The organism is Streptomyces sp. NPDC002669, assembly GCF_042889165.1.
Classification (GTDB): domain Bacteria; phylum Actinomycetota; class Actinomycetes; order Streptomycetales; family Streptomycetaceae; genus Streptomyces.
This window is the reverse complement of sequence record NZ_JBIAQQ010000004.1, coordinates 219,250-244,431: the sequence shown is the minus strand read 5'-3', so window position 1 is coordinate 244,431 and position 25,182 is coordinate 219,250. Positions and strand designations below refer to the sequence as shown.

25 protein-coding genes are annotated in these 25,182 nt (G+C 71.5%); 14 read left to right on the top strand and 11 right to left on the bottom strand.

From position 1 onward, the window contains the following. Positions 1 to 109: 109 nt before the first annotated feature. Complete coding sequence (locus ACFYW1_RS08010) at positions 110 to 934, top strand: maleylpyruvate isomerase family mycothiol-dependent enzyme (RefSeq protein ID WP_388988749.1); 825 nt, start codon at positions 110 to 112, stop codon at positions 932 to 934. A gap of 79 nt (positions 935 to 1,013) precedes the next feature. On the opposite strand, the gene ACFYW1_RS08005 is transcribed toward ACFYW1_RS08010, so the two are convergent. Both ACFYW1_RS08005 and ACFYW1_RS08000 read right to left on the bottom strand, forming a co-directional pair. Beyond that, positions 1,014 to 2,321 (bottom strand): nitrate/nitrite transporter, encoded by a 1,308-nt coding sequence (locus tag ACFYW1_RS08005; RefSeq protein WP_388988745.1) that lies wholly within the window; start codon positions 2,319 to 2,321, stop codon positions 1,014 to 1,016. After that, positions 2,318 to 3,013 (bottom strand): GntR family transcriptional regulator, encoded by a 696-nt coding sequence (locus tag ACFYW1_RS08000; protein ID WP_388988742.1) that lies wholly within the window; start codon positions 3,011 to 3,013, stop codon positions 2,318 to 2,320. Before ACFYW1_RS08000 ends, ACFYW1_RS08005 begins: the two co-directional genes overlap by 4 nt. A gap of 225 nt (positions 3,014 to 3,238) precedes the next feature. On the opposite strand from ACFYW1_RS08000, the gene ACFYW1_RS07995 reads away from it, so the two are divergent. Then, positions 3,239 to 4,138, top strand: a complete 900-nt coding sequence (locus tag ACFYW1_RS07995) for a D-alanyl-D-alanine carboxypeptidase family protein (protein WP_388988739.1) — start codon at positions 3,239 to 3,241, stop codon at positions 4,136 to 4,138. A gap of 141 nt (positions 4,139 to 4,279) precedes the next feature. After that, positions 4,280 to 4,978 (top strand): alpha/beta hydrolase, encoded by a 699-nt coding sequence (locus ACFYW1_RS07990; protein ID WP_388988736.1) that lies wholly within the window; start codon positions 4,280 to 4,282, stop codon positions 4,976 to 4,978. Between the two features lie 16 nt (positions 4,979 to 4,994). Here the strand turns inward: ACFYW1_RS07990 and ACFYW1_RS07985 are convergent, their stop codons facing one another. From ACFYW1_RS07985 to ACFYW1_RS07970, 4 genes are all read right to left on the bottom strand, one after another. After that, positions 4,995 to 5,384 carry a VOC family protein gene (locus ACFYW1_RS07985; RefSeq protein WP_388988732.1) on the bottom strand — a complete coding sequence of 130 codons (390 nt, stop codon included), beginning with the start codon at positions 5,382 to 5,384 and terminating at the stop codon, positions 4,995 to 4,997. Positions 5,385 to 5,662: 278 nt separating this feature from the next. Beyond that, the gene (locus ACFYW1_RS07980) at positions 5,663 to 6,235 is read right to left on the bottom strand and encodes a hypothetical protein (RefSeq protein WP_388988729.1); all 573 of its coding nucleotides are present in this window, start codon (positions 6,233 to 6,235) and stop codon (positions 5,663 to 5,665) included. Next, on the bottom strand, positions 6,236 to 6,421 hold the full coding sequence (locus tag ACFYW1_RS07975) for a DUF397 domain-containing protein (protein ID WP_388988726.1): 186 nt from the start codon (positions 6,419 to 6,421) through the stop codon (positions 6,236 to 6,238). Positions 6,422 to 6,423: 2 nt separating this feature from the next. Next, positions 6,424 to 6,606 carry a Scr1 family TA system antitoxin-like transcriptional regulator gene (locus ACFYW1_RS07970; protein WP_388988723.1) on the bottom strand — a complete coding sequence of 61 codons (183 nt, stop codon included), beginning with the start codon at positions 6,604 to 6,606 and terminating at the stop codon, positions 6,424 to 6,426. 54 nt (positions 6,607 to 6,660) lie between these two features. On the opposite strand from ACFYW1_RS07970, the gene ACFYW1_RS07965 reads away from it, so the two are divergent. Beyond that, entirely contained in the window at positions 6,661 to 6,933 is a 273-nt protein-coding gene (locus ACFYW1_RS07965) for an ATP-binding protein (RefSeq protein ID WP_388988720.1), read from the top strand. On the opposite strand, the gene ACFYW1_RS07960 is transcribed toward ACFYW1_RS07965, so the two are convergent. Genes ACFYW1_RS07960 through pdhA form a run of 3 tightly spaced genes read right to left on the bottom strand, consistent with a single transcriptional unit; the run spans position 6,920 to position 10,697 of the window. Beyond that, positions 6,920 to 8,389, bottom strand: a complete 1,470-nt coding sequence (locus ACFYW1_RS07960; RefSeq protein WP_388988717.1) for a dihydrolipoamide acetyltransferase family protein — start codon at positions 8,387 to 8,389, stop codon at positions 6,920 to 6,922. The two genes, ACFYW1_RS07965 and ACFYW1_RS07960, sit on opposite strands and share 14 nt — an antisense overlap. Positions 8,390 to 8,399: 10 nt before the next feature. After that, positions 8,400 to 9,380, bottom strand: coding sequence for an alpha-ketoacid dehydrogenase subunit beta (locus ACFYW1_RS07955; protein ID WP_388988714.1), 981 nt, complete (start codon positions 9,378 to 9,380; stop codon positions 8,400 to 8,402). 6 nt (positions 9,381 to 9,386) lie between these two features. After that, positions 9,387 to 10,697: a pyruvate dehydrogenase (acetyl-transferring) E1 component subunit alpha gene (pdhA, locus tag ACFYW1_RS07950; RefSeq protein WP_388988711.1), complete on the bottom strand. Its 1,311-nt coding sequence runs from the start codon at positions 10,695 to 10,697 to the stop codon at positions 9,387 to 9,389. Positions 10,698 to 11,037: 340 nt separating this feature from the next. Between pdhA and ACFYW1_RS07945 the strand changes: the two genes are divergently transcribed. From ACFYW1_RS07945 to ACFYW1_RS07935, 3 genes are all read left to right on the top strand, one after another. Next, complete coding sequence (locus ACFYW1_RS07945; protein ID WP_388989305.1) at positions 11,038 to 11,697, top strand: response regulator; 660 nt, start codon at positions 11,038 to 11,040, stop codon at positions 11,695 to 11,697. 130 nt (positions 11,698 to 11,827) lie between these two features. Further along, positions 11,828 to 12,355 (top strand): pyridoxamine 5'-phosphate oxidase family protein, encoded by a 528-nt coding sequence (locus ACFYW1_RS07940; RefSeq protein ID WP_388988708.1) that lies wholly within the window; start codon positions 11,828 to 11,830, stop codon positions 12,353 to 12,355. Positions 12,356 to 12,490: 135 nt separating this feature from the next. Further along, positions 12,491 to 13,492 (top strand): phosphotransferase, encoded by a 1,002-nt coding sequence (locus ACFYW1_RS07935; protein ID WP_388988705.1) that lies wholly within the window; start codon positions 12,491 to 12,493, stop codon positions 13,490 to 13,492. 137 nt (positions 13,493 to 13,629) lie between these two features. On the opposite strand, the gene ACFYW1_RS07930 is transcribed toward ACFYW1_RS07935, so the two are convergent. Then, entirely contained in the window at positions 13,630 to 15,264 is a 1,635-nt protein-coding gene (locus ACFYW1_RS07930; RefSeq protein WP_388988702.1) for a protein kinase, read from the bottom strand. A gap of 400 nt (positions 15,265 to 15,664) precedes the next feature. On the opposite strand from ACFYW1_RS07930, the gene ACFYW1_RS07925 reads away from it, so the two are divergent. From ACFYW1_RS07925 to ACFYW1_RS07895, 7 genes are all read left to right on the top strand, one after another. Then, positions 15,665 to 17,311 (top strand): protein kinase, encoded by a 1,647-nt coding sequence (locus ACFYW1_RS07925; RefSeq protein WP_388988699.1) that lies wholly within the window; start codon positions 15,665 to 15,667, stop codon positions 17,309 to 17,311. Between the two features lie 112 nt (positions 17,312 to 17,423). After that, positions 17,424 to 17,822: a hypothetical protein gene (locus ACFYW1_RS07920; protein ID WP_388988696.1), complete on the top strand. Its 399-nt coding sequence runs from the start codon at positions 17,424 to 17,426 to the stop codon at positions 17,820 to 17,822. Positions 17,823 to 18,406: 584 nt separating this feature from the next. Next, on the top strand, positions 18,407 to 18,679 hold the full coding sequence (locus tag ACFYW1_RS07915) for a hypothetical protein (RefSeq protein ID WP_388988693.1): 273 nt from the start codon (positions 18,407 to 18,409) through the stop codon (positions 18,677 to 18,679). A gap of 82 nt (positions 18,680 to 18,761) precedes the next feature. Then, positions 18,762 to 19,376 (top strand): PadR family transcriptional regulator, encoded by a 615-nt coding sequence (locus ACFYW1_RS07910; RefSeq protein ID WP_388988690.1) that lies wholly within the window; start codon positions 18,762 to 18,764, stop codon positions 19,374 to 19,376. Positions 19,377 to 19,560: 184 nt separating this feature from the next. Further along, positions 19,561 to 20,421 (top strand): ABC transporter ATP-binding protein, encoded by an 861-nt coding sequence (locus ACFYW1_RS07905; protein WP_388988687.1) that lies wholly within the window; start codon positions 19,561 to 19,563, stop codon positions 20,419 to 20,421. Further along, positions 20,418 to 23,267 (top strand): FtsX-like permease family protein, encoded by a 2,850-nt coding sequence (locus tag ACFYW1_RS07900; protein ID WP_388988684.1) that lies wholly within the window; start codon positions 20,418 to 20,420, stop codon positions 23,265 to 23,267. The genes ACFYW1_RS07905 and ACFYW1_RS07900 overlap by 4 nt, the downstream gene beginning before the upstream one ends. 182 nt (positions 23,268 to 23,449) lie before the next feature. Continuing rightward, positions 23,450 to 24,001, top strand: a complete 552-nt coding sequence (locus ACFYW1_RS07895) for a bacterial proteasome activator family protein (RefSeq protein WP_388988680.1) — start codon at positions 23,450 to 23,452, stop codon at positions 23,999 to 24,001. A gap of 193 nt (positions 24,002 to 24,194) precedes the next feature. Here the strand turns inward: ACFYW1_RS07895 and ACFYW1_RS07890 are convergent, their stop codons facing one another. Beyond that, the gene (locus ACFYW1_RS07890; RefSeq protein ID WP_388988677.1) at positions 24,195 to 25,181 is read right to left on the bottom strand and encodes an NAD(P)H-quinone oxidoreductase; all 987 of its coding nucleotides are present in this window, start codon (positions 25,179 to 25,181) and stop codon (positions 24,195 to 24,197) included. Position 25,182 lies beyond the last annotated feature (1 nt).

Below are 25,182 nucleotides of genomic sequence, written 5' to 3'. Positions count from 1 at the left end.
CGGGGTGCCTGCTCGCAGCGTAACTTAGCGATCGAACCTCCCACGCAGTCCGCCGCCGCCCGCGCCCAGCACTCCAGCCCATGCACCGCAGAACCGCACGAGGGGTCCCGTGACCGTCCATCCCAGCCTCCAGACCTACGCCGATGCCTGGACCCACTCCATCGAGTCGATAGCCGAGCTGGTGAAGTCGCTCCCCGAGGGGGAGTGGAATCGCAGGACACCGTGCCCCGCCTGGTCGGTGCGCGATGTCGTCTCGCACATCATCGGCATGGAGTGCGAGCAGCTCGGCGACCCCCGCCCGATCCACTCCCTGCCCCGCGACCTCTACCACGTGCAGAGCGACTTCGCCCGCTACATGGAGATGCAGGTCGACGTGCGGCGCCACCACACCGCGCCGGAGATGACCTCCGAGCTGGAGTACACGATCATTCGCCGCGCACGTCAGCTGCGCAACGAGACGCGCGCCCCCGAGACCATGGTCCGGGCCCCGCTGGGCGCCGAGCAGAGTCTCGAACTGGCACTGCGGATGCGGGCCTTCGACGTCTGGGTGCACGAGCAGGACCTGCGGACGACGCTGGGCCGGCCCGGCAACCTGGACTCCCCCGGCGCCACCGTCGTCCGGGACACCCTGCTCGACGCGCTGCCGAAGGTGGTCGCCAAGGACGCGGGGGCGCCGCCCAGTTCGGCGATCGTGCTCGATGTGAACGGACCGCTGGAGTTCCTGCGCACCGTCAGGGTCGACGCGGAGGGCCGCGGTTCGGTGGACGGTTCGCCCTCGCTCGGCCCCGCGGTGACGCTGGCGATGGACTGGGAGACGTACTTCCGTCTCGCCTGCGGGCGGGTGCGGCCGGGCGCGGTCGCCGACCGGATCAAGATCGAGGGCGACCAGGACCTGGCGGACGCGATCCTGCGGAACTTCGCCGTCACCCCGTGAGTCGCTCCCCGGTGCGGCGGGCGCGGCGCGGGACACGGCACCGCGCCGCACCGCACCTCGTCGCACCGGGCGGCGGACGTCACACCGGTACGTGCACGGCCTCCACACGGCTGACGACGTGGTGCTCCCGCTCCCGGTGCGCGGCCCTGGAGCGCAGTCGCAGGATCTGCACGACGCCGAGCGCCTCCAGCACGAAGACCGAGGAGAACGCGATCCGGTAGTTGTCGCCGGTCGCGTCGAGCAGGACGCCGACGGCGAAGAGCGTGGTCATCGAGGCGATGAAGCCGCCCATGTTGACGATGCCCGAGGCGGTGCCCTGCCGCTCCGGGGGGTTGGCGGGCCGGGCGAAGTCGAAGCCGATCATCGAGGCAGGGCCGCACGCGCCGAGCACCGCGCACAGCACGATCAGCAGCCACATCGGCGCGTGGTCGGCCGGGAAGAAGACGGCCGAGGCCCAGAGCAGCGCCGTGGCCGCGACCGTGCCCAGGGCCAGCGGGGCGCGGGCGGCGTGGTGCCGGGCCACGATCTGCCCGTAGACCAGCCCGAACGCCATGTTGGAGAGCACCACCAGGGTGAGCAGCTCACCGGCGACGGACCGGCTCAGCCCCTGTGCCTCGACCAGGAACGGCAGCCCCCACAGCAGCAGGAACACCATGGCCGGGAACTGCGTGGTGAAGTGCACCCACATGCCGAGCCGGGTACCGGGCTCCCGCCAGGCGTCCGCGATCTGCCCGCGCACATAGGCGGCGCCCGCCCGCTCCACGGGCGGCGGCTCGTGGCCCTCGGGGTGGTCCTTCAGGAACAGCAGCAGGAGTACGAGGACGACGACGCCGGCCATCGAGCTGCCGACGAAGGTGGTGGTCCAGCCGAGCCCGTGCAGGGAGCGCGCGATCAGGAGCGTCGAGACGAGGTTGCCCGCCATCCCGAAGAGCGCCGCGACCTGCCCGATCAGCGGACCGCGCCGGGCCGGGAACCAGCGCGCCCCGAGCCGCAGCACGCTGATGAACGTCATCGCGTCGCCGCAGCCCAGCAGCGCCCTGGACGCCAGCGCCATGCCGTACGAGGGGGACAGCGCGAAGCCGAGCTGCCCGAGGGTGAACAGGACGGCCCCCAGGGCGAGGACCTTCTTGGTGCCGAGGCGGTCGACCATCAGGCCGACGGGTATCTGCATGCCCGCGTAGACGAGCAGTTGGAGGATGGAGAAGGTGGCGAGCGCGGAGGCGTTGACGTGGAACCGGTCGGCGGCGTCGAGCCCGGCGACGCCCAGGCTGGTGCGGAAGATGATGGCGACGAAGTAGACCGCGACGCCGATGCCCCAGACCCGCACGGCACGTCGGCCGCCGGGGGGATCGCCGGGCAGGGGCAGGGTGGGAGCGGCGGAACTCACCGGTCCTCACCCCTGACCAGCACCTTGACCCGGCCGACATGGCGGCGCACGACCTGTGCGGCGCCCTCCGCGTCACCGGCCCTGATCGCCTCCAGCAGCTCCCCGTGCTCGGTGATGTTGGCGGCGATCCGGCCCGGGTGCGCCTCCATCACGGCGACGCCCATCCGCAACTGCCGGTCGCGCAGCTGGTCGTAGAGGCGCGAGAGGATCTCGTTGCCTGCGTTGCGCACGATCTCGGCGTGGAAGCAGCGGTCCTTCACCGACACCGCGGCCAGGTCCCCGGCCTCGGCCAGCACACGCTGCTCCGCCAGGAGTTCCTCCAGCCGGGCGATCAGCCGGGGGGAGGCGGGCACGGCCTTGCGGGCCGCGAACTCCTCGACGAGCAGCCGGGTCTCCACCACGTCCGCGATCTCCTGTGCGGACACGGCGAGCACCAGGGCGCCCTTCTTCGGGTACAGCTTGATCAGCCCCTCGACCTCCAGCCGCAGCAGCGCCTCGCGCACCGGGGTGCGGGAGACGCCGACGGCCTCGGCGAGGTCGCCCTCGGTGAGGAGCGTGCCGCCCTCGTAACGGCGGTCCAGGACCGCCTCCTTGATGTGGGTGTAGACGCGCTCGGCGGCGGGCGGCCGCTTCACGGCCGTTCTCGCGACGGTCTTCTCGGAGGGCTTCACGGTCGAGGGCGCGGCAGGCATGCACACAGCATAGATACAACATGCGTGCATGCCGCAACCCGTCCAGGATGCGGACCGGCCACCACCCGGCCGGCACCTTGCCCCGCCTCCACCCGACCCGGCCGGAAATCGCCCGCAGCCCGAAATTGCCCCAGGAATCGGCACATCCATCCCCCCGTCTCATGAGTCTCATCACCGAGCGGCACCTTCATGTGGCCGCATTCAAGGGGCATTTGGAGTTTTCAGTTGAAAATCGGCATCAAGGGCATAAACCGCATCAGCGCCTCCGCCACCGTGGCCCTGACAGCGGGTGCCGTCATCGCGAGCGGCTTGTTCGCCTCCACGGCTCAGGCCGCCACGCCGCCCACCCCGAAGATCACCGCCCCCGGCGGTTACACGATGAACAACGGCACCGCGAAGTCCCTGTTCTCCAAGGCCGCGGACACCCGTCGTTCCACCGGCTCCACCACCAAGATCATGACGGCCAAGGTGGTGCTGTCGCAGAAGAACCTGAACCTGGATTCCAAGGTCACGATCCAGAAGGCGTACAGCGACTACATCGTCTCCAAGGGCGCCTCGTCGGCCCGCCTCATCGTGGGTGACAAGGTCACCGTCCGCCAGCTCCTGTACGGCCTGATGCTGCCGTCCGGCTGCGACGCCGCCTACGCGCTGGCCGACAAGTTCGGCTCCGGCACCACCCGCGCGGCCCGCGTGAAGTCGTTCATCGGCAAGATGAACGCCCAGGCCAAGTCCCTCGGGCTGAAGAACACCCACTTCGACTCGTTCGACGGCATAGGGAACGGCTCGAACTACTCGACGCCGCGCGACCTGACGAAGATCGCCAGCAGCGCGATGAAGAGCTCCACCTTCCGCTCGATCGTCAAGACCAAGTCGACCAAGCAGAAGGTCACCACGAAGTCCGGCGGCTACCGCTACATGTCGTGGACCAACACCAACACCATGCTCAGCAGCTACAGCGGTGCGATCGGCATCAAGACCGGCTCCGGTCCGACGGCCAAGTACTGCCTGGTCTTCGCCGCCACCCGCGGCAGCAAGACGATCGTCGGCACGGTGCTCGCCTCCACGAGCGCGACCAACCGTTCCGCGGACATGAAGAAGATCATGGACTACTCCTTCAAGAAGTAGCCCGGTCGATCACCGCACCACGCAGAGGGGCCCCGCACCGCGCGGGGCCCCTCTTCCGTGCCCGGCCGTCCCCGTCCGCGCGGCGTTCGCCCTCGGCCGATCCGGTCGCGACCGGCGGCGGACCGGCGACACGATGTCCGTATGCGACCGGTCTTCGTCCTCGTCCACAGTCCGTCGGTGGGTCCCTCCACCTGGGCCCCGGTGGCCGCACGGCTGACCGCCGCGGGGCACCGGGTGCGGGTGCCGTCCCTGCTGCACGTGGGAGCCGGCGGACCGCCGTACTGGCCCCGGGTCGTCGACGCCGTCCGGGACGGCCTCGACGGAATCCCGGCGGAGCACCCCCTCGTACTGGTCGCGCACAGCAACGCGGGGCTGTTCCTCCCGGTCGTCCGCGCCGGGCTCGACCACCCGGTGACCGCCTCGGTCCTCGTCGACGCGGCGCTGCCGGCCCGTACCGGGCCCACCCCTGTCGCCCCGCCCGGCCTGCTGGAGTTCCTCCGCCCCCTGGCGGTCGACGGCGTGCTGCCGCGCTGGACCGACTGGTGGGACGAGGCCGACATCGCGCCGATGTTCTCCGACCCCGAGGTGCGGCAGCGGGTCGTCGCCGAGCAGCCGAGGCTGCCGCTCGCCTACTACGAGCAGCACGTCCCCGTCCCGGCGGGCTGGGACGACCACCCCTGCTCCTACCTGCTCTTCGGGCCGCCGTACGAGGAGACGGCCGCCGAGGCACGCGACCGCGGCTGGCGCGTCGCACACCTGCCCGGCGAGCACCTGCACCAGCTCGTCGACCCCGCCGGCACGGCCCGGCACATCCTCGAACTCTCCGGGGGCGGCGCCTGAACGACCCCGAGAACGCTCAGTCGAGACAGAACTCGTTGCCCTCGACGTCCTGCATGTTGATGCACGACTCGTTCTCCTCGTCGGCATACAGCACCTTCGTGCACACCGCGCCGAGCGCCACCAGCCGATCGCGTTCGGCCTCCAGCACGGCCAGCCGCTCCGCCCCCACGAGCCCGGTGCCGGCCCGCACGTCGAGGTGCACCCGGTTCTTGGCGACCTTGCCCTCGGGCACCTGCTGGAAGTACATCCGCGGGCCTTCCCCCGCGGGGTCGGAGCACACGGCCCACGTGCCCTCCCCCTCGGAGGGCAGCGTCAGGGAGTACCCCAGCACCTCGCACCAGAAGCGGGCGACACGTTCGGTATTCGCGCAGTCGAAGGTGACCTGGAACTTCTTGACCGATGACATCCGGCCACCCTAACAGCGCACCTCAGCGCCCCGATTTCCGGCAGGAACCGACGAATTGCCCGATGCGCGCCCCCTCCCGGAGCGCCCGAGGAATCACCGGCCCTCGTGCCGCCACCAGCTCGGGGCCGGCGGGCCATGGCGCCTCCCACCAGGAGGAACGAGACCGGCGGGGCCAGGACTCGGCCCCGGAACCCCACCGGCCGTGCGGTGGTCGCGTCGGCAGCGGGACGGATGCGGGAGCGTCCTTCGTACGGCAAGGAAGTACGCGGCGCCGCCGGTCAGCTCGCCCGCCCCGGATCGACCGGGCGCAGGTACCACGTCCAGGGCGGCATCCAGCCACCCGTCTCCGCCAGTACCTCCAGGCGGGTGCGGTACGCGCCGACGTCCGGGCTGGTGCTGTCGAACCAGTGGGTCACCGAGCGCCAGGCCGGGCGGGCCGGTTCGCCCTCCGTGACCAGCCACACGGGCGGGTCCGGCATGCCGAGATCGGCCCCGTCGACGACGTGGAACGCGTACGCCTGGTGCGCGACCAGCACCAGCAGCCCGGCCGGGTCCCGGAGAACCGCACCGTCTCCGGGCACCAGGGCGGCCTGTGCGTACCGCTTCGCGTCCCCGCCGACCGCGTCCACCCCGAGCGCGCTGCCGACCTGCCACAGCCCGTGGCGCACACCGATCAGCCGCAGCACCTCACGGACAGCGACGGGCACCGTCGTGACGCCCTGCGCGACGGCGTACGCCTCCACCTGCTCGTCCGTGGCGCCCTCCACCGAATCCGGCGCCAACCCCTCGGCCATGCACCGGTCGAGGACCGCCCGGATCGCCGCTCCGGCCTCCTGGCCCCGGCTGTCCACTCAGACCGACGATCGCCCCGGCCCGGCCCGGAAGGCGTCCCAGGCGGCGGGGCCCAGGACGACGACGGGGCCGACGGGGTTCTTGGAGTCGCGGACGGCGGCGGCACGGGGGACGTTGCGGGCCACCTCGACGCACTCGCCGTTGCCGCTGCTGTAGCTGGACTTGACGAACTCGAAGTGCGGCACGACTACAACTCCTTGCGAATACGCCCCATCAGAGCGATGGAATCGCGGGGAGCGAGCCCGCTTCTGGCGATTCGACCGAACGTGACGTTGTGGCGCGCGGCATCCGACTCGCTCTCGAACCACAGCGTAGACGACGTGGTGTCCATGTAAACCATGTCCATCGCACCGGGCTCGGCGAACGACACGATGCACCGCGCGGCTGGTGCGGGAGTGGGGGTGCCCGGGGCCGGCTCCTGCGGGTGCGGCTCGCGCTCACCGCGGCCACGCTCCGGGTCGCGGTCAGCGATCCATGGGGCGAACGGCTGCCGGTTCCGCGCGAGGAGTGCTACGGCCGGGGGCTCCTGATCGTGGCGTCGATCGCCGATCGGTGGGGCGTCGAGTCGCGCACCGTCGGCAAGACCGTGTTCGCCGAACTCGCCCTGCGGAGGGGGCCGGACGCGCCGATGGGCCCGCGCGAACTTCGCGCGGGCCCATCTCATGCACGTACTGCCGGAACGGTCACGCCCAGGTGATCAGGCGCTTCGGCTGTTCCAGGATCGCGGCGACGTCGGCCAGGACCTTGGAGCCGAGTTCGCCGTCGACCAGGCGGTGGTCGAACGACAGGGCCAGTGTGGTGACCTGACGCGGCTTCACCTTGCCCTTGTGGACCCACGGCTGGAGCTTGATCGCGCCGACCGCGAGGATCGCGGACTCACCCGGGTTCAGGATCGGGGTGCCCGTGTCGACGCCGAAGACGCCGACGTTGGTGATCGTCACCGTGCCGCCCGCCATCGCGGCCGGGGACGTCTTGCCGTCCCGGGCCGTGGAGACCAGCTCGCCCAGGGCCGCCGCGAGCTGCGGCAGGGTCATGTCGTGCGCGTCCTTGATGTTCGGCACGATCAGACCGCGCGGGGTGGCCGCGGCGATGCCCAGGTTCACGTAGTGCTTCTGGACGATCTCCTGGTTGGGCTCGTCCCAGGCGGCGTTGATCTCCGGGTTCCGCCTGATCGCGACCAGGAGGGCCTTGGCGATGATCAGGAGCGGGTTGACCCGCACCCCCGCCATGTCCTTGTCCTCCTTGAGCTCCGCGACCAGCTTCATCGTGCGCGTCACGTCGACGGTGACGAACTCGGTGACGTGCGGGGCCGTGAAGGCGCTGCCCACCATCGCCTGCGCGATGGCCTTGCGCACGCCCTTGACCGGGATGCGGGTCTCGCGGGCGTCCGCCACCGTCGTACCGGACACCGCCGGGGCCTCGGCGGCGGCCGCGGGTGCGGGCGCCTGGACCGGAACGGACACGGGAGCCTGCGCCGGTACGGGCGTGGCCGCGGCGTGCACGTCCTCGCGGGTGATGATCCCGTCCTTGCCGGTCGGGACGACGGTCGCCAGGTCGATGCCCAGGTCCTTGGCCAGCTTGCGCACCGGCGGCTTGGCCAGCGGACGGTCCTTCGGGGCCGCGAGCGCGGCGCCGTGGCCGTTCATCTCGCCCTGGATCGCCGCGGCGGCGGCCGGCACGGGGGCCGCCGTGCCCTTGCGGGCGCGCCGCTTCGTGGAGGTCTCGGCCACGCCGTAACCCACCAGGACGGGCTGGCGGCCCTTGGGCGCCTCGGGCTCCGGTTCGGCCGGGGCAGGAGTCCCGGCGGCCGGCGCGGTGACCTCGGCGGCCGGCGCGGGAGCAGCGGCCGCCGCCCCGGCCGGGGCCGCGTCACCGCTGCCCGGGGCCACGTCCACCGCGATGATCACCTGGCCGACGTCGACGGTCGTGCCCTCGGGGAAGCGCAGCTCGTGCACCACCCCGTCGAACGGGATCGGCAGCTCCACGGCCGCCTTCGCGGTCTCGACCTCGCACACGACCTGACCGTCGGTGACGGTGTCGCCGGGCTGGACGTACCACTTGAGGATCTCCGCCTCGGTGAGTCCCTCGCCCACGTCGGGCATCTTGAACTCACGGAAGCGGGCAGCGTTGGAAGTGTCGGTCATCGTTGTCACGTCCCAGTCCTCAGTACGCCAGCGAGCGGTCGACGGCGTCGAGCACACGGTCGAGACCCGGCAGGTACTCGTCCTCCAGCCGCGCCGGCGGGTACGGGGCGTGGTAGCCGCCCACCCTCAGCACCGGCGCCTCCAGGTGGTAGAAGCACCGCTCGGTGATCCGGGCGGCGATCTCCGCGCCGGAGCCGTAGAACACCGGGGCCTCGTGGACCACCACGAGCCGGCCGGTCCGCTCCACCGAGGACTGGATGGTGTCGAAGTCGATCGGGGACATCGAGCGCAGGTCCAGGACCTCGATCGACTTGCCCTCCTCCTGGGCGGCCTCGGCCGCCGCCAGGCAGACCTTCACCATCGGCCCGTAGGCGGCGAGCGTCAGGTCGGAACCGGTGCGCACCACCGACGCCCTGTGCAGCGGGCCGGGGATGGCGTCGGTCTGGACCTCGCCCTTGTCCCAGTAGCGCCGCTTCGGCTCGAAGAAGATCACCGGGTCGTCGCTCTGGACGGCCTGCTGCATCATCCAGTAGGCGTCGCTCGCGTTCGACGGCGAGACCACCTTCAGGCCCGCGACGTGCGCGAACAGGGCCTCGGGCGACTCGCTGTGGTGCTCGACCGCGCCGATGCCGCCGCCGTAGGGGATGCGGACGACGACGGGCAGCTTGATCTTGCCGAGCGCGCGGGCGTGCATCTTCGCGAGCTGGGTGACGATCTGGTCGTACGCGGGGAAGACGAAGCCGTCGAACTGGATCTCCACGACCGGCCGGTAGCCGCGCAGGGCCAGGCCGATCGCCGTGCCGACGATGCCGGACTCGGCGAGCGGGGTGTCGATCACCCGGTCCTCGCCGAAGTCCTTCTGGAGCCCGTCGGTGATCCGGAAGACACCGCCCAGCTTGCCGACGTCCTCACCCATGATGAGGACCTTGGGGTCGGTGTCGAGGGCCTTGCGCAGCGACTCGTTGAGCGCCTTCGCGATGGACATCTTTTCCATGGCCATGGCTGCTTACTTGCCCTTCTCGGCTGAGTCGGCGAACGATGCCTGGTACGCGGCGAACTGGGCGCGTTCCTCGTCGACGAGCGGGTTGCCGTCGGCGTAGACGTTGTCGAAGATCGCGATCGGGTCCGGGTCGGGCATCGCCCGCACCACTTCGCGCACCCGCTTGCCGAGCGCCTCGCTCTCCTCGTCCAGCGCGGTGAAGAACGCCTCGTCGGCGACGCCCTGCTTCTCCAGGTACGTGCGCAGCCGCAGGATCGGGTCCTTCGCCTCCCAGGCGGCCCGCTCCTCGTCCCGCCGGTACTTCGTCGGGTCGTCGGAGGTGGTGTGCGCGCCCATCCGGTAGGTGAACGCCTCGACGAGAGTCGGGCCCTCGCCCCTGCGGGCCCGCTCCAGCGCCGACCTGGTGACCGCCAGGCAGGCGAGCACGTCGTTGCCGTCCACCCGGATGCCGGGGAAGCCGAAGCCCTGCGCGCGCTGGTAGAGCGGGACGCGGGTCTGCCGCTCGGTCGGCTCGGAGATCGCCCACTGGTTGTTCTGGCAGAAGAAGACGACCGGGGCGTTGTAGACCGCGGAGAAGGTGAACGACTCGGCCACGTCGCCCTGGCTGGAGGCGCCGTCGCCGAAGTACGCGATCACGGCCGAGTCCGCGCCGTCCTTGGCGACGCCCATGGCGTAGCCGGTGGCGTGCAGGGTCTGCGAGCCGATGACGATCGTGTACAGGTGGAAGTTGTTGCTGTTCGGGTCCCATCCGCCGTGGTTCACCCCGCGGAACATCCCGAGCAGGTTGGTCGGGTCGACCCCCCGGCACCAGGCGACGCCGTGCTCCCGGTACGTCGGGAAGACGTAGTCGTCGTCGCGCAGGGCCCGGCCGGAGCCGATCTGGGCGGCCTCCTGGCCGAGCAGCGAGGCCCACAGCCCCAGCTCGCCCTGGCGCTGCAGCGCGGTGGCCTCGGCGTCGAAGCGGCGGGTCAGGACCATGTCCCGGTACAGACCGCGCAGCTCGTCGTCGGTCAGGTCGATCGAGTAGTCCGGGTGCTCGACGCGCTCGCCCTCGGGCGTCAGCAGCTGGACGAGCTCGGGCTCGGAACGCTGCGGTGCCCCCGCGGCCGTCTTCGTGGCGGCCGTCCTCGCAGCGGTCTTCTTCGCGGCGGTCTTCTTCGCGGGCGCCTTCGCGGTCGTCCCGGCGGACTTCTTCGCGGGCGTCCTCGCCGGCTTCTTCGCGGGCGCCTCAGCGGGTGCCTTCGCGGTCGTCTCCGCTGCGCTGCTCCGCTTGCTGCTGCGTCGCGGTGTGCGCGCGGCAGTGCTCTCCACGGTCACGTGCGTGCTCCTCCGTCGGTCCGGCCCCCGGGGTCTGCCGGGAAGCCAGTGCGGCTCGCCTGGGTCCGTACCCGTGCACGGGGTGGGTGCCGCTCGGTTCGGGAACAGGCGTGACAGGTGCCCCGGCGAGCGCCCTGCCAAAAGCACGTTACCCAGTGCGACGCATAACTGCGAAACCCCATCTGACCTGCGATTTTGCTTGGATTTCCAAGTAAATCGAAAAAGTCGGGAACTCTCGCTGGTCACAGCCTTGGTAACGGCCCCGCAGGTCACCGGAACAACCGCACGTTATCCCGCCGTTCGGCGGCAGGGAAGAGGTGAGTGTGTGAGACTGCATTTTGTGCGCGAACAAGGAAAAATCACCGTTTTCCTGCTGGACGACCACGAAGTCGTCCGGCGTGGAGTCCATGAATTGCTCTCGGTCGAGGACGACATCGAGGTCGTCGGCGAGGCCGGCACGGCGGCGGACGCCCTGGTGCGCATCCCGGCGACCCGGCCGGACGTGGCGGTGCTCGACGTACGGCTTCCGGACGGGAGCGGCGTGGAGGTGTGCCGGGAGATCCGCTCCCAGGACGAGAACATCAAGTGCCTGATGCTCACCTCGTACGCGGACGACGAGGCCCTGTTCGACGCGATCATGGCGGGGGCCTCGGGGTACGTGCTGAAGGCGATCCGGGGCAACGAACTGCTGAACGCGGTACGGGACGTGGCGGCCGGCAAGTCGCTGCTGGACCCGGTGGCGACCGCCCGGGTCCTGGAGCGGCTGCGCGACGGGAAGAAGGACCGGGACGACGACAGGCTCGCCGCCCTCACCGACCAGGAGCGCAAGATCCTCGACCTGATCGGCGAGGGGCTGACGAACCGGGTGATCGGCGAGCGGCTGCACCTCGCCGAGAAGACCATCAAGAACTACGTCTCCAGCCTGCTCTCCAAGCTCGGCATGGAGCGGCGCTCGCAGGCCGCCGCGTACGTGGCCAGGCTGCAGGCACAGAAGCGCTGAGCGGGGACCGCTGAGCGACCACCGCCGAGCGGGAGTACCGGGCAGGGCTGCCGAGCGGGACTTTGGTCCCGGCGCAACCGGGGCCGCAGCCTCTGTCGGCGGTCTCGCCCGGTGACGGAGAGTGGAGGCCATGTCCTCCGAGGAACTCCAGGCGATCGAACTGCTCGGCCGCGTCCCGTACGGTCGGCTGGCCACGAGCATGCGGGCCCTTCCGTTTCTGATGGTGGCGCGCCACGTCGTGATCGACGGCCGGGTGCTCCTGCGGCTGCACGGCGGCTTCCGCTACCACGACTCCTGCGACGGGGCGGTCGTGGCGTACGGCGCCGACAATTTCAACGCGGTGGCCCCGGGGACGGGGAGCATGCTCCCGGGGATGGACGACGGCGCGGCGAGGACGGTGGTCCCGGGGATGGAGACCGTGGTCCCGGGGGCGGGGGGCGGCGAGGTCGTGGGCGGCGGCGATCTGTGGGCCGTGCAGTTCACCGGGCCCGCCCAGGTCGTGCACCCGACGGCCGATCAGCGGGAACTCTTCGGCACGGCTCCGGCCCGGGTGAACGGCGAGCCCTTCGCCCCGGCGTACCTCCGGATCGACCCGCACTTCGCCTCTGTGCACACTCTGGGCTTTCACGCAAGTGGACCAAAGCAACACGTAGCGTGATCTAACATTTGGTGAGTGCCGCGCTCATCTGTCACCCTTTCTTCCGCTTTGCCGGTAACCCTCTCCTCCGCCCCACCGGTCGGCGAACCGCCGCGCTCGTCCACGCCCCACCGTCCGGGGCGCCCGGTCCCCCCGGTGGACGAGGTACTGCGCCGCTACCCGGACGCGGGCGAGCCCCTGACCTGCAAACCCGTCACCCAGGGGCTGCTCAACCACGGCTACCGCGTCTCCACCACCCGCGGCTCCTTCTTCCTCAAGCACCACCTCGACGACACCACCGGCGACCGCGCCACGATCGTCCGCCAGCACCGCGCCACCCAGCGCCTGCAGTCGCTCGGCGTGCCCGTGGCCCCGCCCGTGGCGGACACCGAGGGCGGGACGGTCACGGAGATCGGCGGCCGGTGCTATGCCCTGCACCCCTGGGTGGACGGGCTGCACCGGGCGGGCGACCAGCTCACCACCGCCCAGTCGGAGCGTCTCGGGTCCCTGCTCGGGGCCGTGCACACCGGGCTCGAACAGGTCATGGAGGAGGGCACCGGCCCCGCGCAGCGGACCGGCGGCCATCACAGCCCCGACCCCGTGGAAACGTTCACCCTGATCGACGAACTGCTCGCCGCCGCGCGTCGGCGCCGGCCCCGGGACGCCTTCGACGAGCTGGCCGAGCACCGCCTCCTGGAGCGGCGCGTCCTGCTGGAACAGCACGCCGACCGCAGACCGCCCACGCCCGGCCTCCCGGCGACGGGCTGGGTGCACGGCGACTTCCACCCGCTGAACGTCCTGTACCGGGGCGCGGACCCGGTCGCGATCCTCGACTGGGACCGGCTGGGCATCCAGCCGCGCGCCGAGGAGGCGGTGCGGGCGGCGGCGATCTTCTTCGTGCTCCCGGCCGGGAGGCTGGAGCTGGAGAAGGTGCGGGCGTACGCGCGGGCCTACCGGCGGGCGGCCGGCGCCGGGGCGGCGGAACTGGCCGCCGCGGTGCACCGGGTGTGGTGGGAGCGGCTCAACGACTTCTGGATACTGCGCTGGCGGTACTGCCTGCACGACCGGAGGGCCGACCCGCAGTTCCCCGCGGTGTCGGCCCTGGCGGTCTGGTGGACGCGCGAGTACGAGGCGGTGCGCGAGGCGTTCACGGGGTGAGCCCGGCGGGGCCGGGGCCGGGGGCTGAGTGCGAGCGACGGTTCCGATTCCGGTTCCGGTTCCGAGAACGGCCACGGGCCCGGGGCGTGGACCGGAGAGTGTCCGGCCCGGGCCCCGGGCCCGTCGGGTCGTTCAGGTCACTGGCCGGCGCCCGACGCGGCGCCGGCCGCGGCCGATGCGCCGACCGAAGTGCCCGCGGTCGCCCCGGTCGACTCGCCGGTGCCGCCGTTGTCCGTGCCCGTACCGCCGTTGTCCGTACCGGTGCCGCCGTCGTCGGTGCCCGTGCCCCCGTCGTCCGTACCGGTGCCGCCGTTGTCGGTGCCCGTACCGCCGTTGTCCGTGCCCGTACCGCCGTTGTCCGTGCCCGGCGTGGACGGTCCCGTGGGCGGCGGCTCGTACGGCTGGCTCGGGGTGGTGGACGGGGAGTAGGTCCGCGAGGGGGGCGTGTCCTCCTGGTTGCCGGTGGAGTTCTCCGGCGGCTGGTTCTGCTCGGTCTCCTCGTCGCTCGGCTCGGAGGAGTCCTTGGTCGGGGACGGCGAATCGGAGTTCGTCACCGGGGGCTTCTTCTGCTTCGTGCCGCCGTCGTCCGCCGCGTTGACCGCGATGGCGACGCCGGCGCCGATCGCGATCAGCGCGAGCACCACGAACAGCCACAACTTGCCCCGGCCGCCGCCGGAACCGCCCTGGCCGCCCTCGTAACCGCCGTCGTCGGGGTTCATCGGCGGCAGGATCGGGCCCTGCGAGGTGTCCCCGTAGTGCGGCGGGTGGCCCATCGCCATCGTGCCGCCGGTGACGCCCGCGGGCGGGGTGTGGCCGCCCTCGTGCACCGCCACCGGGCCGGTGTTCCACGTGTGCGTGTGGCCGCCCTGCACCTGGAGCATCTGCAGGCCGTACTGGACGAGGCCGCGCATCTCCTCGGCGCTCTGGAACCGGTCGTCCGGGTCCTTCGCGAGCGAGCGCATGACCAGCCCGTCCAGCTCCGGCGGCACCGAGTTCAGCACCTCGGACGGCGGGACCGGGATGTCCTGGACGTGCTGGTACACGACGGAGAGCGGCGTCTCGCCCGTGAAGGGGGGCCGCAGCGCCAGGAGTTCGTACAGCAGACAGCCGGTGGCGTAGAGGTCGGAGCGGTGGTCGACGGCCTTGCCCAGCGCCTGCTCGGGGGAGAGGTACTGCGGCGTGCCCATGACCATGCCGGTCTGGGTCATCGTCGACTGCGCGCCGTGCAGGGCCCGCGCGATGCCGAAGTCCATCACCTTGACCGCGCCCGAGTTGGTGATGATCACGTTGGCGGGCTTGATGTCACGGTGGACGATGCCGTGCTGGTGCGAGTACGCGAGGGCCTCCAGCACCCCCGAGACGATGATCAGCGCCTGCTCGGGCGGCGGGGCCTCGGCGCTGATCAGCAGATCGCGGATGGTGCGGCCCTCGACGAGCTCCATCACGATGTAGGGGACGGTCTGCCCGCCCACCACGTCCTCGCCGGAGTCGTACACGGCGACGATCGCATGGTGGTTCAGGCCCGCCACGGACTGTGCCTCGCGCGTGAACCGGGCCTTGGAGACCGGGTCCTCCGCCAGGTCGGAGCGCAGCAGCTTGACCGCGACCGTGCGGCCGAGCCTGACGTCCTCGGCCGCGAAGACCTCCGCCATTCCGCCCCGCCCGAGGCGGTGGGTCATCCGGTAGCGTCCGTCGCCGACGACGCCGTCGATGCCCCAGGAGTCGGTGCCATCCGAGACTCCGCCGCCGTTTGCTTCGGAATCGGGTGCCATCAGTCCTCGCCGTCGTATCTGTCCGCGCGTCCGCGGTGCTCACGGTGTCTGGGGCCTTTGGGGGGGGGGGGGGGGGGGGGGGGGGGGGGGGGGGGGGGGCGCGCCCCCCCCCCCCCCCCCCCCCCCCCCCCCCCCCCCCCCCCCCCCCCCCCCCCCCCAGCTGCATTGCCACGCCACGCTACAGCCTCCGCCGGACACCCCGTGGCCGACAGGGGCAGGTCATCCGGCCGCCCGGCGCGCCCTCCACAAAAAATCCATGGTGTTCCTGTAACGCTTCCGAGACGCTTCTTGTGCGTAGGGTCACGGAACGGGCACCTGGCTTGACGTGTCGTACCCCTGGGGCAGACTTGGCGCGTAAATAGGGATGATCGCGTCAGTCGCGCCGAGGGGGAAGCAAGTCATGAGCCAGGACGGCGCACACGGCGCTCAGGGTCGCTATGCGGGCGGTTCGGTCGCCGGTGGGCGCTACCAGCTGCGCGATCTGCTCGGTGAGGGCGGGATGGCGTCCGTGTACCTGGCGTACGACACCGCGCTGGACCGCCAGGTCGCGATCAAGACCCTGCACACGGAACTGGGCCGCGAGCAGTCCTTCCGCGAACGCTTCCGCCGCGAGGCCCAGGCTGTCGCAAAACTGCAGCACACCAACATCGTCTCGGTCTTCGACACCGGCGAGGACGAGCTCGGCGGCGCGCTGATGCCGTACATCGTCATGGAGTACGTCGAGGGCCAGCCGCTCGGCTCCGTGCTCCAGGCGGACGTCCGGAACCACGGCGCGATGCCGGCCGACCGGGCGCTGAAGGTGACGGCCGACGTCCTGGCCGCGCTGGACACCAGCCACGAGATGGGCCTGGTCCACCGCGACATCAAGCCCGGCAACGTGATGGTGACCAAGCGCGGCGTCGTGAAGGTCATGGACTTCGGCATCGCCCGCGCCATGCAGTCGGGCGTCACGTCGATGACGCAGACCGGCATGGTCGTCGGCACCCCGCAGTACCTCTCCCCCGAGCAGGCCCTGGGCCGCGGGGTGGACGCCCGCTCCGACCTGTACTCGGTCGGCATCATGCTGTTCCAGCTGCTGACCGGGCGGCTCCCCTTCGACGCGGACTCGCCGCTCGCGATCGCGTACGCACACGTCCAGGAGGAGCCGGTCGCGCCCTCCACGATCAACCGGTCGATCACACCGGCGATGGACGCCCTCGTCGCCCGTGCGCTGAAGAAGAACCCGAACGAGCGCTTCCCGAGCGCGGCGGCGATGCAGGACGAGATCGCCCGCGTGCTGAACGCGGGCGGCGCCGCGGGCGCACCGATGATCGTCGCGGGCGGCGGCGCCCCGGCGAACAGCGGTTCGGGCGTCGGTTCGGCGGTCTTCCCGCCGGTCGACCAGTCCGGCGGCATGCCCCAGAGCGTCCAGACGCCGTACCAGCCGGGCCCGTACCAGTCGGGCGCCCAGCCGGGCCCGTACGGCCCGACGACCCCGGCCCCGGCCCCCGCCCCGTCCTACGGCTACCCGCAGTCGCCCCAGCCGTACCAGAGCCAGGCCCCGGCCCACCAGACCCCGCCGCCCTACACGGTCTCCCCGCAGACCCGGACCCAGCCGCAGTCCGGCTCGGGCGGCAGCGGCTCGAAGCGGAACATGCCGGTGATCGTGGGCGCGATAGTGGTCTCCCTGGTCGCGATCGGCGGGCTGGTCACGGCGCTCTCGCTGAACGGCAAGGAGAACGACGACCCGAATCCGACCGAGTCGACGGCCGCCGGCGAGCACAAGCCGCCGGAGCGGAACCGGACGATGGACACCGAGAAGTGCACGGACGCCCTGGAGAACAGCGACGATCCGGAAAAGGTGGACGCACCGAAGTTCCTGTACAAGGACTTCCTCTCCGCGAAGGCGTGCGCGGACGCGGCCGGCTGGACCATCAAGAAGATCAAGGTTCCGGGGAACACCTACGCGGAGGACCAGGTCATCGACCAGTTCCCGTCGTCCGGCACCGCCGTGGACAAGGTCGGCGCCCACTTCGAACTGCGCGTCGCGACGGGCGACCCGGCCTGAGCGACGTGGGTGACGGAACGTTGCACTCCGTCACCCACAGCGATTAGGATCATCGTTCGACACTGATCGAATGGGGGGATCCATGAAGCTTCGCAGCAAGTCCATGCTGTTCGTGGCGGCATCCGTAGCGTTTCTCAGCGCCACGACCACCACCTCGGCTTCGGCAGCGGTCGGGGTGGTACTGGCGGCAGAGACCACTGGCGCCTTCGGTGACGCTTACGTCACGTTCGCAAGCAGGACGTACGCGAGCAAGATCGAGTTCCGGTCCGTGGACACTCTGGCCGACGGCCACCATGCCCGGCTGCGCCTGATCACCAAGCGGAGCAACGGAGACGTGGCCAACTGGCCGTGGCGAATCAACTACGGCGGCAAGGGCGCCCAGCCGGAGTGGACGACGAGCCTCACCGACAACCAGGGAATCGCCCAGGTGCGGCTCCAGGTCTGCCGGGGTGAGGGAGACACTCTGCTCAACTGCGCGTACAGCCCCTGGAGGTCCAACAGCCTCGCTTAGGGAATCCACGGAAAGGACCCGGCATACACCCATATGCCGGGTCTTTTCTTTGTCAAAATGCCCGTCATGTTCATGCATGCAACGCTGTGTTCATGTTTGCCGAGCTCATCCGTGCATACCCTGCAAGGCGAGCCGCCTTCATAGCTGCGGCAGGGATGGCTCTGGCCCTGGCACAGCCCGTAGCCCACGCCGGCCAGCGAGCACCCGGCGAGACCCTCGGCCCAGTGCACGAGCCGCTCAACACCTCGGCGGGCGACCCGGCGCACACACACCTCGGCCCTGGTCAGGCAAGCCCCGCGCCGCCTCCTCGTCAGCACCCACCATCGATCACGGCCCCACCGAACGGCCCATCGGCCGTTCCTTCATCGATCTCCCCTCCAGTCGGCCACTCAGCCACGCCGGCGACCACTCCCCCCGCGGGCAGTTCAGCCACTGAGGCGCCGCCGCCCTCCGGCTCCCCCTCCGGTTCCGCTTCCTCCCCCCGGCCGCCTGCGCCCTCTCCTTCCTCGTCCGTCTCCGGCAAGGGGTCCCCGCCTCCCGACGCGCAGCCCCCGTTGGCCGGGCGCGAGGCCGGGGAGGGGCGGTTGCGGCCCGGACGGCAGTTCTCGCCGTGGGAGCTCGCACACGCGGACGGCCTGCTCGATCCGCCCGAGGAGCGGCCCCCGGCGATCGATCCGGAACCGGTCCCCGTGGTCACCCCCGGGGAGATCGCGCCCACCGGGACGACGCCGGCCCCGCGGCAGGCCCTGGACGCGCCGACCGTGAGCCAGGTGAAACAGGTGTCGCTCGGCGCGGGGATCGCCCTGATCGGGCTGGGGCTGGCCTTCCTGGCGTTCCGCATGCGTCGCTCGACCTGACCCTCCGCCCGGTCCCCCGGGAGGCCCCGGGCCTCCCGGGGGAGGCTTGCATCGAACAACATACTCGGTATACATACTGAGTATGTCGATCCGCCACGGGCTGCTGGCCCTCCTGGAGCGGGGCCCCCGATACGGCTCCCAGCTCCGCACCGAATTCGAATCGCGCACCGGCTCCACCTGGCCGCTCAACGTCGGGCAGGTGTACACGACGCTGGGCCGGCTGGAGCGTGACGGCCTGGTCGCCCAGGACGACGAGGACGACCAGGGGCACGCCCTCTACTCGATCACCGACGACGGACGCACCGAACTGCGGAACTGGTTCGAGACGCCCGTCGACCGCAGCAACCCGCCCCGGGACGAGCTGGCCATCAAGCTCGCGATGGCGGTCGGCGCGCCCGGCGTGGACATCCGCGCCGTCATCCAGTCCCAGCGCCGCCACACCCTGAAGGCGATGCAGGACTACACCCGGCTCAAGGCCCAGTCGCTCAGCGCCGCCCCGTCCAACCGCGACGAGGTGGCCTGGCTGCTCGTACTGGAGCAGATGATCTTCCAGGCCGAGGCCGAGGCCCGCTGGCTGGACCACTGCGAGACCCGGCTGGTCCGTCTCGCCGAGGCCGTCGCCACGGAGCCGGAGCCCGAGGTCCGTACGCCCGGCCGCGCCGCGCCCCGTACCGCCCGCGCCCGCAGCCGACGCTGACGCGCACACCACACAAACCGCGCACCACGCACCACGCGAGCCACGCACCGCAGACCGCGCGCCGCGCAAGCTGCGCACCGCGCGCCGGGACCGCAGCCGACGGGCCGCCACCGGTCGCGGTCCCGGCGCCCCACCCGCCCCATCATCGCGCCCCACACCCGTTCCTAGGGGGGAACCACCCGTCATGTCCTCGCACGCCCCGTCCCGATCCGCAGCACCCGCCGGTTCGCCGCCGTCGGCCGGCACACCGGTGCTCGAACTCCGGGCGCTCACCCGCACCCACGGCTCCGGCATCGCCGAGGTGCACGCCCTGCGCGGCATCGATCTCCGCGTGCACGCCGGTGAATTCGTCGCCGTGATGGGCCCCTCGGGCTCCGGCAAGTCGACCCTGCTGACCATCGCGGGCGGCCTCGACACCGTGACCGGCGGCCAGGTGATCATCGAGGGCCAGGACATCGCCGCCCTCGGCCGCAAGGGCGTGGCCGCCCTGCGCCGCCGCAGCGTCGGCTACGTCTTCCAGGACTACAACCTCATCCCCGCCCTCACCGCCGCCGAGAACATCGCCCTGCCGCGCGAACTCGACGGCGTCTCCGTCCGCAAGGCCCGCAAGGAGGCGCGGGCGGCGCTGGAGGAGATGGGGCTCCTGGAGATCGCCGACCGGTTCCCGGACGAGATGTCCGGAGGCCAGCAGCAGCGGGTCGCGATCGCCCGCGCGCTGGTGGGGGACCGGCGTCTGGTGCTCGCCGACGAACCGACCGGGGCCCTCGACTCCGAGACCGGCGAAGCGGTGCTCGCCCTGCTGCGCAACCGCTGCGACCAGGGTGCGGCCGGGGTGATGGTGACCCATGAACCGCGGTACGCGGCCTGGGCCGACCGGGTCGTGTTCCTCCGGGACGGCTCGATCGTCGACCAGTCGCTCACCGCCGGCGCCGACTCACTGCTCGCCGTCGGAGCCACCGGAGCCGCAGGAGGCACAGGAGGCATCGGAGCCGCAGGCACCGACGGCCCCACCGGTACCACCGGAATCACCGGGACCGCCGAGTGAGCGTCTTCACGGGCTGGCGCGCGGCCCTCCGAATAGCCCGGCGCGACGCGCTGCGGGCCAAGGGCCGCAGCGCGCTGGTGGTCGCGATGATCGCCGTACCGGTGCTCGGCGTCACCGCGCTCGACGTGACGTTCCGCAGCTCGAATCCGACCACGGCCGAACAGCTGACGGCCGACCTGGGCTCCGCCGACGCCCTCTTCTGGGACCAGCGGAGCGGCCCCATCGAGCAGCTGCCCGACGGCGACATGTATATGCCGGTCGACGAGGAGGCGGTCCCGGACGAGAGCGGCCCGGCGATCGACATCAGCACCACGTTCCCCGAGGGATCGCGGGCGATCGACATCCGGTCCGCCCCGGCCGACGTCACCACCGCGTACGGCATCACCAACACCGACGTCTTCGAGGTCCGGACCTCGGACAAGATGGTCCGCGGCATGATCGACCTCGTACGCGGCTCCTACCCGCGCGGCGCGGGCGAGGTCGCCGCCACCGAGCCGTTCCTGAAGTCGACCGGGCTGGACGTCGGCTCGACCACCACGGTGCGCAACTCCGGCAGGACGTACCGGATCACCGGCGTCGTCGAGAAGCCGGACGCGCTGAAGACCGAGGCGCTGTACGCCGACCCCGGAGCGGTCCTCGCTCCGTGGAAGGCCGGTGCCGAGCACGACAAGAAGGTGCTTCCGCCCAACGAACGCCCCGTGCAGTGGCTGGTCGAGGCCCCCGAAGGGGCGGGAGTGACCTGGCCGGACGTCCTCCGGGCCAACAAGTCGGGTGTCCTCGTCAAGTCCCGTCAGGTCGTGCTCGACCCGCCGCCGGACTCCGAGGTCCCGCTGGCCGGGAAGGGCTACCAGTCGTACGCGGGCAGCTCCGAGGAACTGAGCGTCGCGCTCGTCACCGTGGTGGCCCTGGCGATCCTGGAGATCGTGCTGCTCGCCGGGCCCGCCTTCGCGGTCGGTGCGCGCCGCTCCCGCCGTCAGCTCGGTCTTCTCGGCACCTGCGGCGGGGACCGGCGCCATGTCCGGGCCGTGGTGCTCGGCGGGGGTCTCGTGCTCGGCGGGGTCGGGGCGGTGACCGGTGCGGTGGCCGGGATCGGGCTCACCGCGGTGTTCCGCCCGATGCTCGAAGAACTGGTCGGGCACCGCTTCGTCTCTCTCGAACTGCGGCCGTTGGAACTGCTGGGCATCGCGGCGTTCGGCCTGGTCACCGGCCTCCTGGCGGCGTTCGCCCCGGCGATCGTGGCGAGCCGGCAGTCCGTGCTCGAATCGCTCACCGGCCGTCGCGGCGTCCGCCGTTCCTCCCGGGTCCTGCCGATCCTGGGCTGCTGCGTCCTGGCCATCGGTACCGTCGTCGCCGTCTACGGCGGCACCACCGGCGACTCGGGTCTGGTCTCCGGCGGTTCGATAGTCGCCGAACTCGGTCTGCTCGCCTGCATCCCGGTGCTCGTCGGCCTGCTCGGCCGGATCGGCCGGAGGCTGCCGCTCTCGCCCCGGATGGCGCTGCGCGACGCGGCCCGCAACCGCGGCCGTACGGCCCCGGCGGTCGCGGCCGTGATGGCGGCCGTCGCGGGATCGGTGGCCGTCGCCACGTACATGTCCAGCACCAAGGCCGAGAACGAGTTCGACTACGTCCCCTCGATGACGCCGGGCACCATCCTCCTGTCCTCCTCCTACTCCTCCGAGGCCGATGTCGCCGAACGGCTCCCGCGGGTCCGGCCCGCCGTCGAGCGGAGCCTGGCCGTCACCGGAAAGCGTGCCGACTACCGGCGGGTCTGGGCGGGCAGCGACTGCAACGTCTACGAGGAGGACAGCTGCGGCTCGCTCGAAATGCTCGTACCCGCCGGAAAGGACCACGCCTGCCCGCTCACCGGCAAGGGCGCCAAGGAACTCGCCGCCCGGCTCTCCGCCGACGAGCACAAGAAACTGATGCGCTCCCCGGCCTGCCTGGCCCGTCTCATGCCGTCGGGCATCTTCAACTCCGACATGAGCAACATCGTCGTCGCGGACGAGACCTTGCTCGACGTCTACGCGAAGTTCGCCGACCCCGCCGCCACCGAGGCCCTGGCGGCGGGCACCCCGGTACTGCTCAACAAGACGTACGCGAAGAACGGTGAGGTCACCCTCAAGGCGGTCCACCGGTACGGCGAGGAGGACAGGAAGAACCGGGCACAGCACCCGGGCAAACCCCGGACCACCACGGCGAAGCTGAAGGTGTACGTGGCGCCCGAGAAGTACGCGGCCACCCCCGGGGTCAGCATGGTCATGCCGCAGAAGACCGCGGAACGGCTCGGCCTGCACACCTCGCCCGCCGGAAGCGTGTACACCGCCGCCCACCCGCCGACGGACGCCGAGCTCCAGCGGGCGCGCGCCGCGATCGACCAGGCCGGCGGCGGCCTCTGGGTGCAGGACGAATCGGGTCCCTACGAGACGGAGGACACCATGATGGTGATCCTCACCCTGCTCGCCGGGCTGGTGACCCTGGGCGCCGCGTCGATCACGACGGGCCTCGCCAAGGCGGACGCCGAGGCGGATCTCAACACGCTCAGTGCGGTGGGCGCGCCCCCGGGCGTACGGCGGCGGCTGTCCGGCTTCCAGTGCATGGTGGTGGCACTCACGGGGGTGGTGCTCGGCACGCTGGCGGGTCTGGTGCCCGCCGTGGCGCTGCGCCTCGTCGACCTGCGCGAGGCGCTGAAGACGATGCGCGCGGAACCCATGGAGTCCGCGTACACCCCGATCGTGCTGCCCTGGAGCACCGTCGGCCTGCTCGTCGTCGGGGTTCCGCTGCTGGCCGGACTGCTCGCGATGGCGTTCACCCGCTCGCGCCTCGCCCTGGCCCGCCGGGCCGGGTGACGGTACGGGGAGGGGCAGCGCGAGCGACGGCCCGGCCGGCGCCCCTGGCCGGAGGGCCGGTGCCGCGAACCGTCGCCGGGTGACGGGCCCGATCGGCCGATCCGGTGCCCCCGCGAACGGTGGATCAGCCGTTCGCGGGGGCACCAAGGTGTTGTACGGCAGGTGTGCGAGACAATGTCGCCATGGAGATGCCGAGGAATGAACGGTCGCAGGAGCACCCCCAAGTCCTCGTGGTGGGACAGGACGGCATGGCGATCGGCGGCGGCGGTGGCACTGACGACGAATCGCGTGAGGTCCCGGTGACGGAAATGGTCGAACAGCCCGCGAAGGTCATGCGCATCGGCAGCATGATCAAGCAGCTCCTGGAGGAGGTCAGGGCGGCTCCTCTCGACGAGGCGAGCCGGGTCAGGCTCAAGGAGATCCACGCCGGCTCCGTGAAGGAGCTGGAGGACGGCCTCGCCCCGGAGCTGGTGGAGGAGCTGGAGCGGCTCTCCCTGCCGTTCACCGACGAGTCCGTGCCCTCCGAGGCGGAACTCCGGATCGCCCAGGCCCAGCTGGTCGGCTGGCTGGAGGGTCTGTTCCACGGCATCCAGACGACACTGTTCGCCCAGCAGATGGCGGCACGGGCCCAGCTGGAGCAGATGCGCCGCGCCCTTCCGCCGGGCAGCGTCCACGAGGACGAGGACGGCAGCGGGGACCCGCACAGCCCCCTGCGCTCGGGCCCGTACCTCTGATCCGCCGCCGCTGACCACCCCTACGACCACCGGGCCGGATACGGAACCGTTTCCCGGCCCCGCGAGCCCCGCAGCCCACGAACCCCGCAGCCGACAGCAACGCACCGCTGAGAGCCGACAGCGAAGCAACGCACCACCGAGGCCCGGCGCACAGGTCATGAACCCGTGCACCGGGCCTCGGGCGGTCCGGGCATCAGCCCGCCGGCGCCCGCAGCAGCACCTTTCCGACGTGCGCGCTCGACTCCAGCACCCGGTGGGCCTCGGCGGCCTCCGGCATCGGCAACGTGCGGTCCACGACCGGCCGGACGATGCCGTCGGCGATCAGCGGCCACACGTGCTCACGCACCGCGGCGACGATGGCGGTCTTCTCGGCGAGCGGACGGCCGCGCAGCGAGGTCGCGGTGACGGCGGCCCGCTTGTTGAGCAGGGCACCCAGGTTCAGCTCGCCCTTGACGCCGCCCTGAAGGCCGATGACGGCCAGCCTGCCGTTGACCGCGAGCGCCTTCACGTTCCGGTCCAGGTACTTCGCGCCGACGATGTCGAGGATGACGTCCGCACCGGCCCCGTCCGTGGCCTTGCGCAGCTCCTCCACGAAGTCCTGCTCCCGGTAGTCGATCAGGATGTCGGCCCCGAGCTCCGCGCAGCGCGCCAGTTTCTCCGGTCCCCCGGCGGTCACCGCGACCTTCGCGCCCACGGCCTTGGCGAGCTGGATCGCCATCGTGCCGATGCCGCTGGACCCGCCGTGCACCAGCAGCGTCTCACCGGGGCGCAGGTGGGCCACCATGAAGACGTTCGACCAGACCGTGGCCGTCACCTCGGGCAGTGCCGCGGCCAGGACCGGGTCGACCCCGTCCGGTACGGGCAGCAGCTGCCCGGCGGGTACGGCCACCTTCTCCGCGTATCCGCCGCCCGCGAGCAACGCGCAGACCTGGTCCCCGACCGACCAGCCGGTGACGCCCGGCCCGACCGCCGAGATGCGGCCCGCGCACTCCAGACCGGGGTACGGGGACGCGCCGGGCGGCGGGTTGTAGAAGCCCTGCCGTTGCAGCACGTCGGCGCGGTTGACCGCGCTGGAGACGACATCGACGAGGACCTCGCCCTCACCGGCCACCGGATCGGGCACCTCTGCCCACACGAGTGCCTCGGGGCCACCGGGTTCGGGAATCGTGATCGCATACATG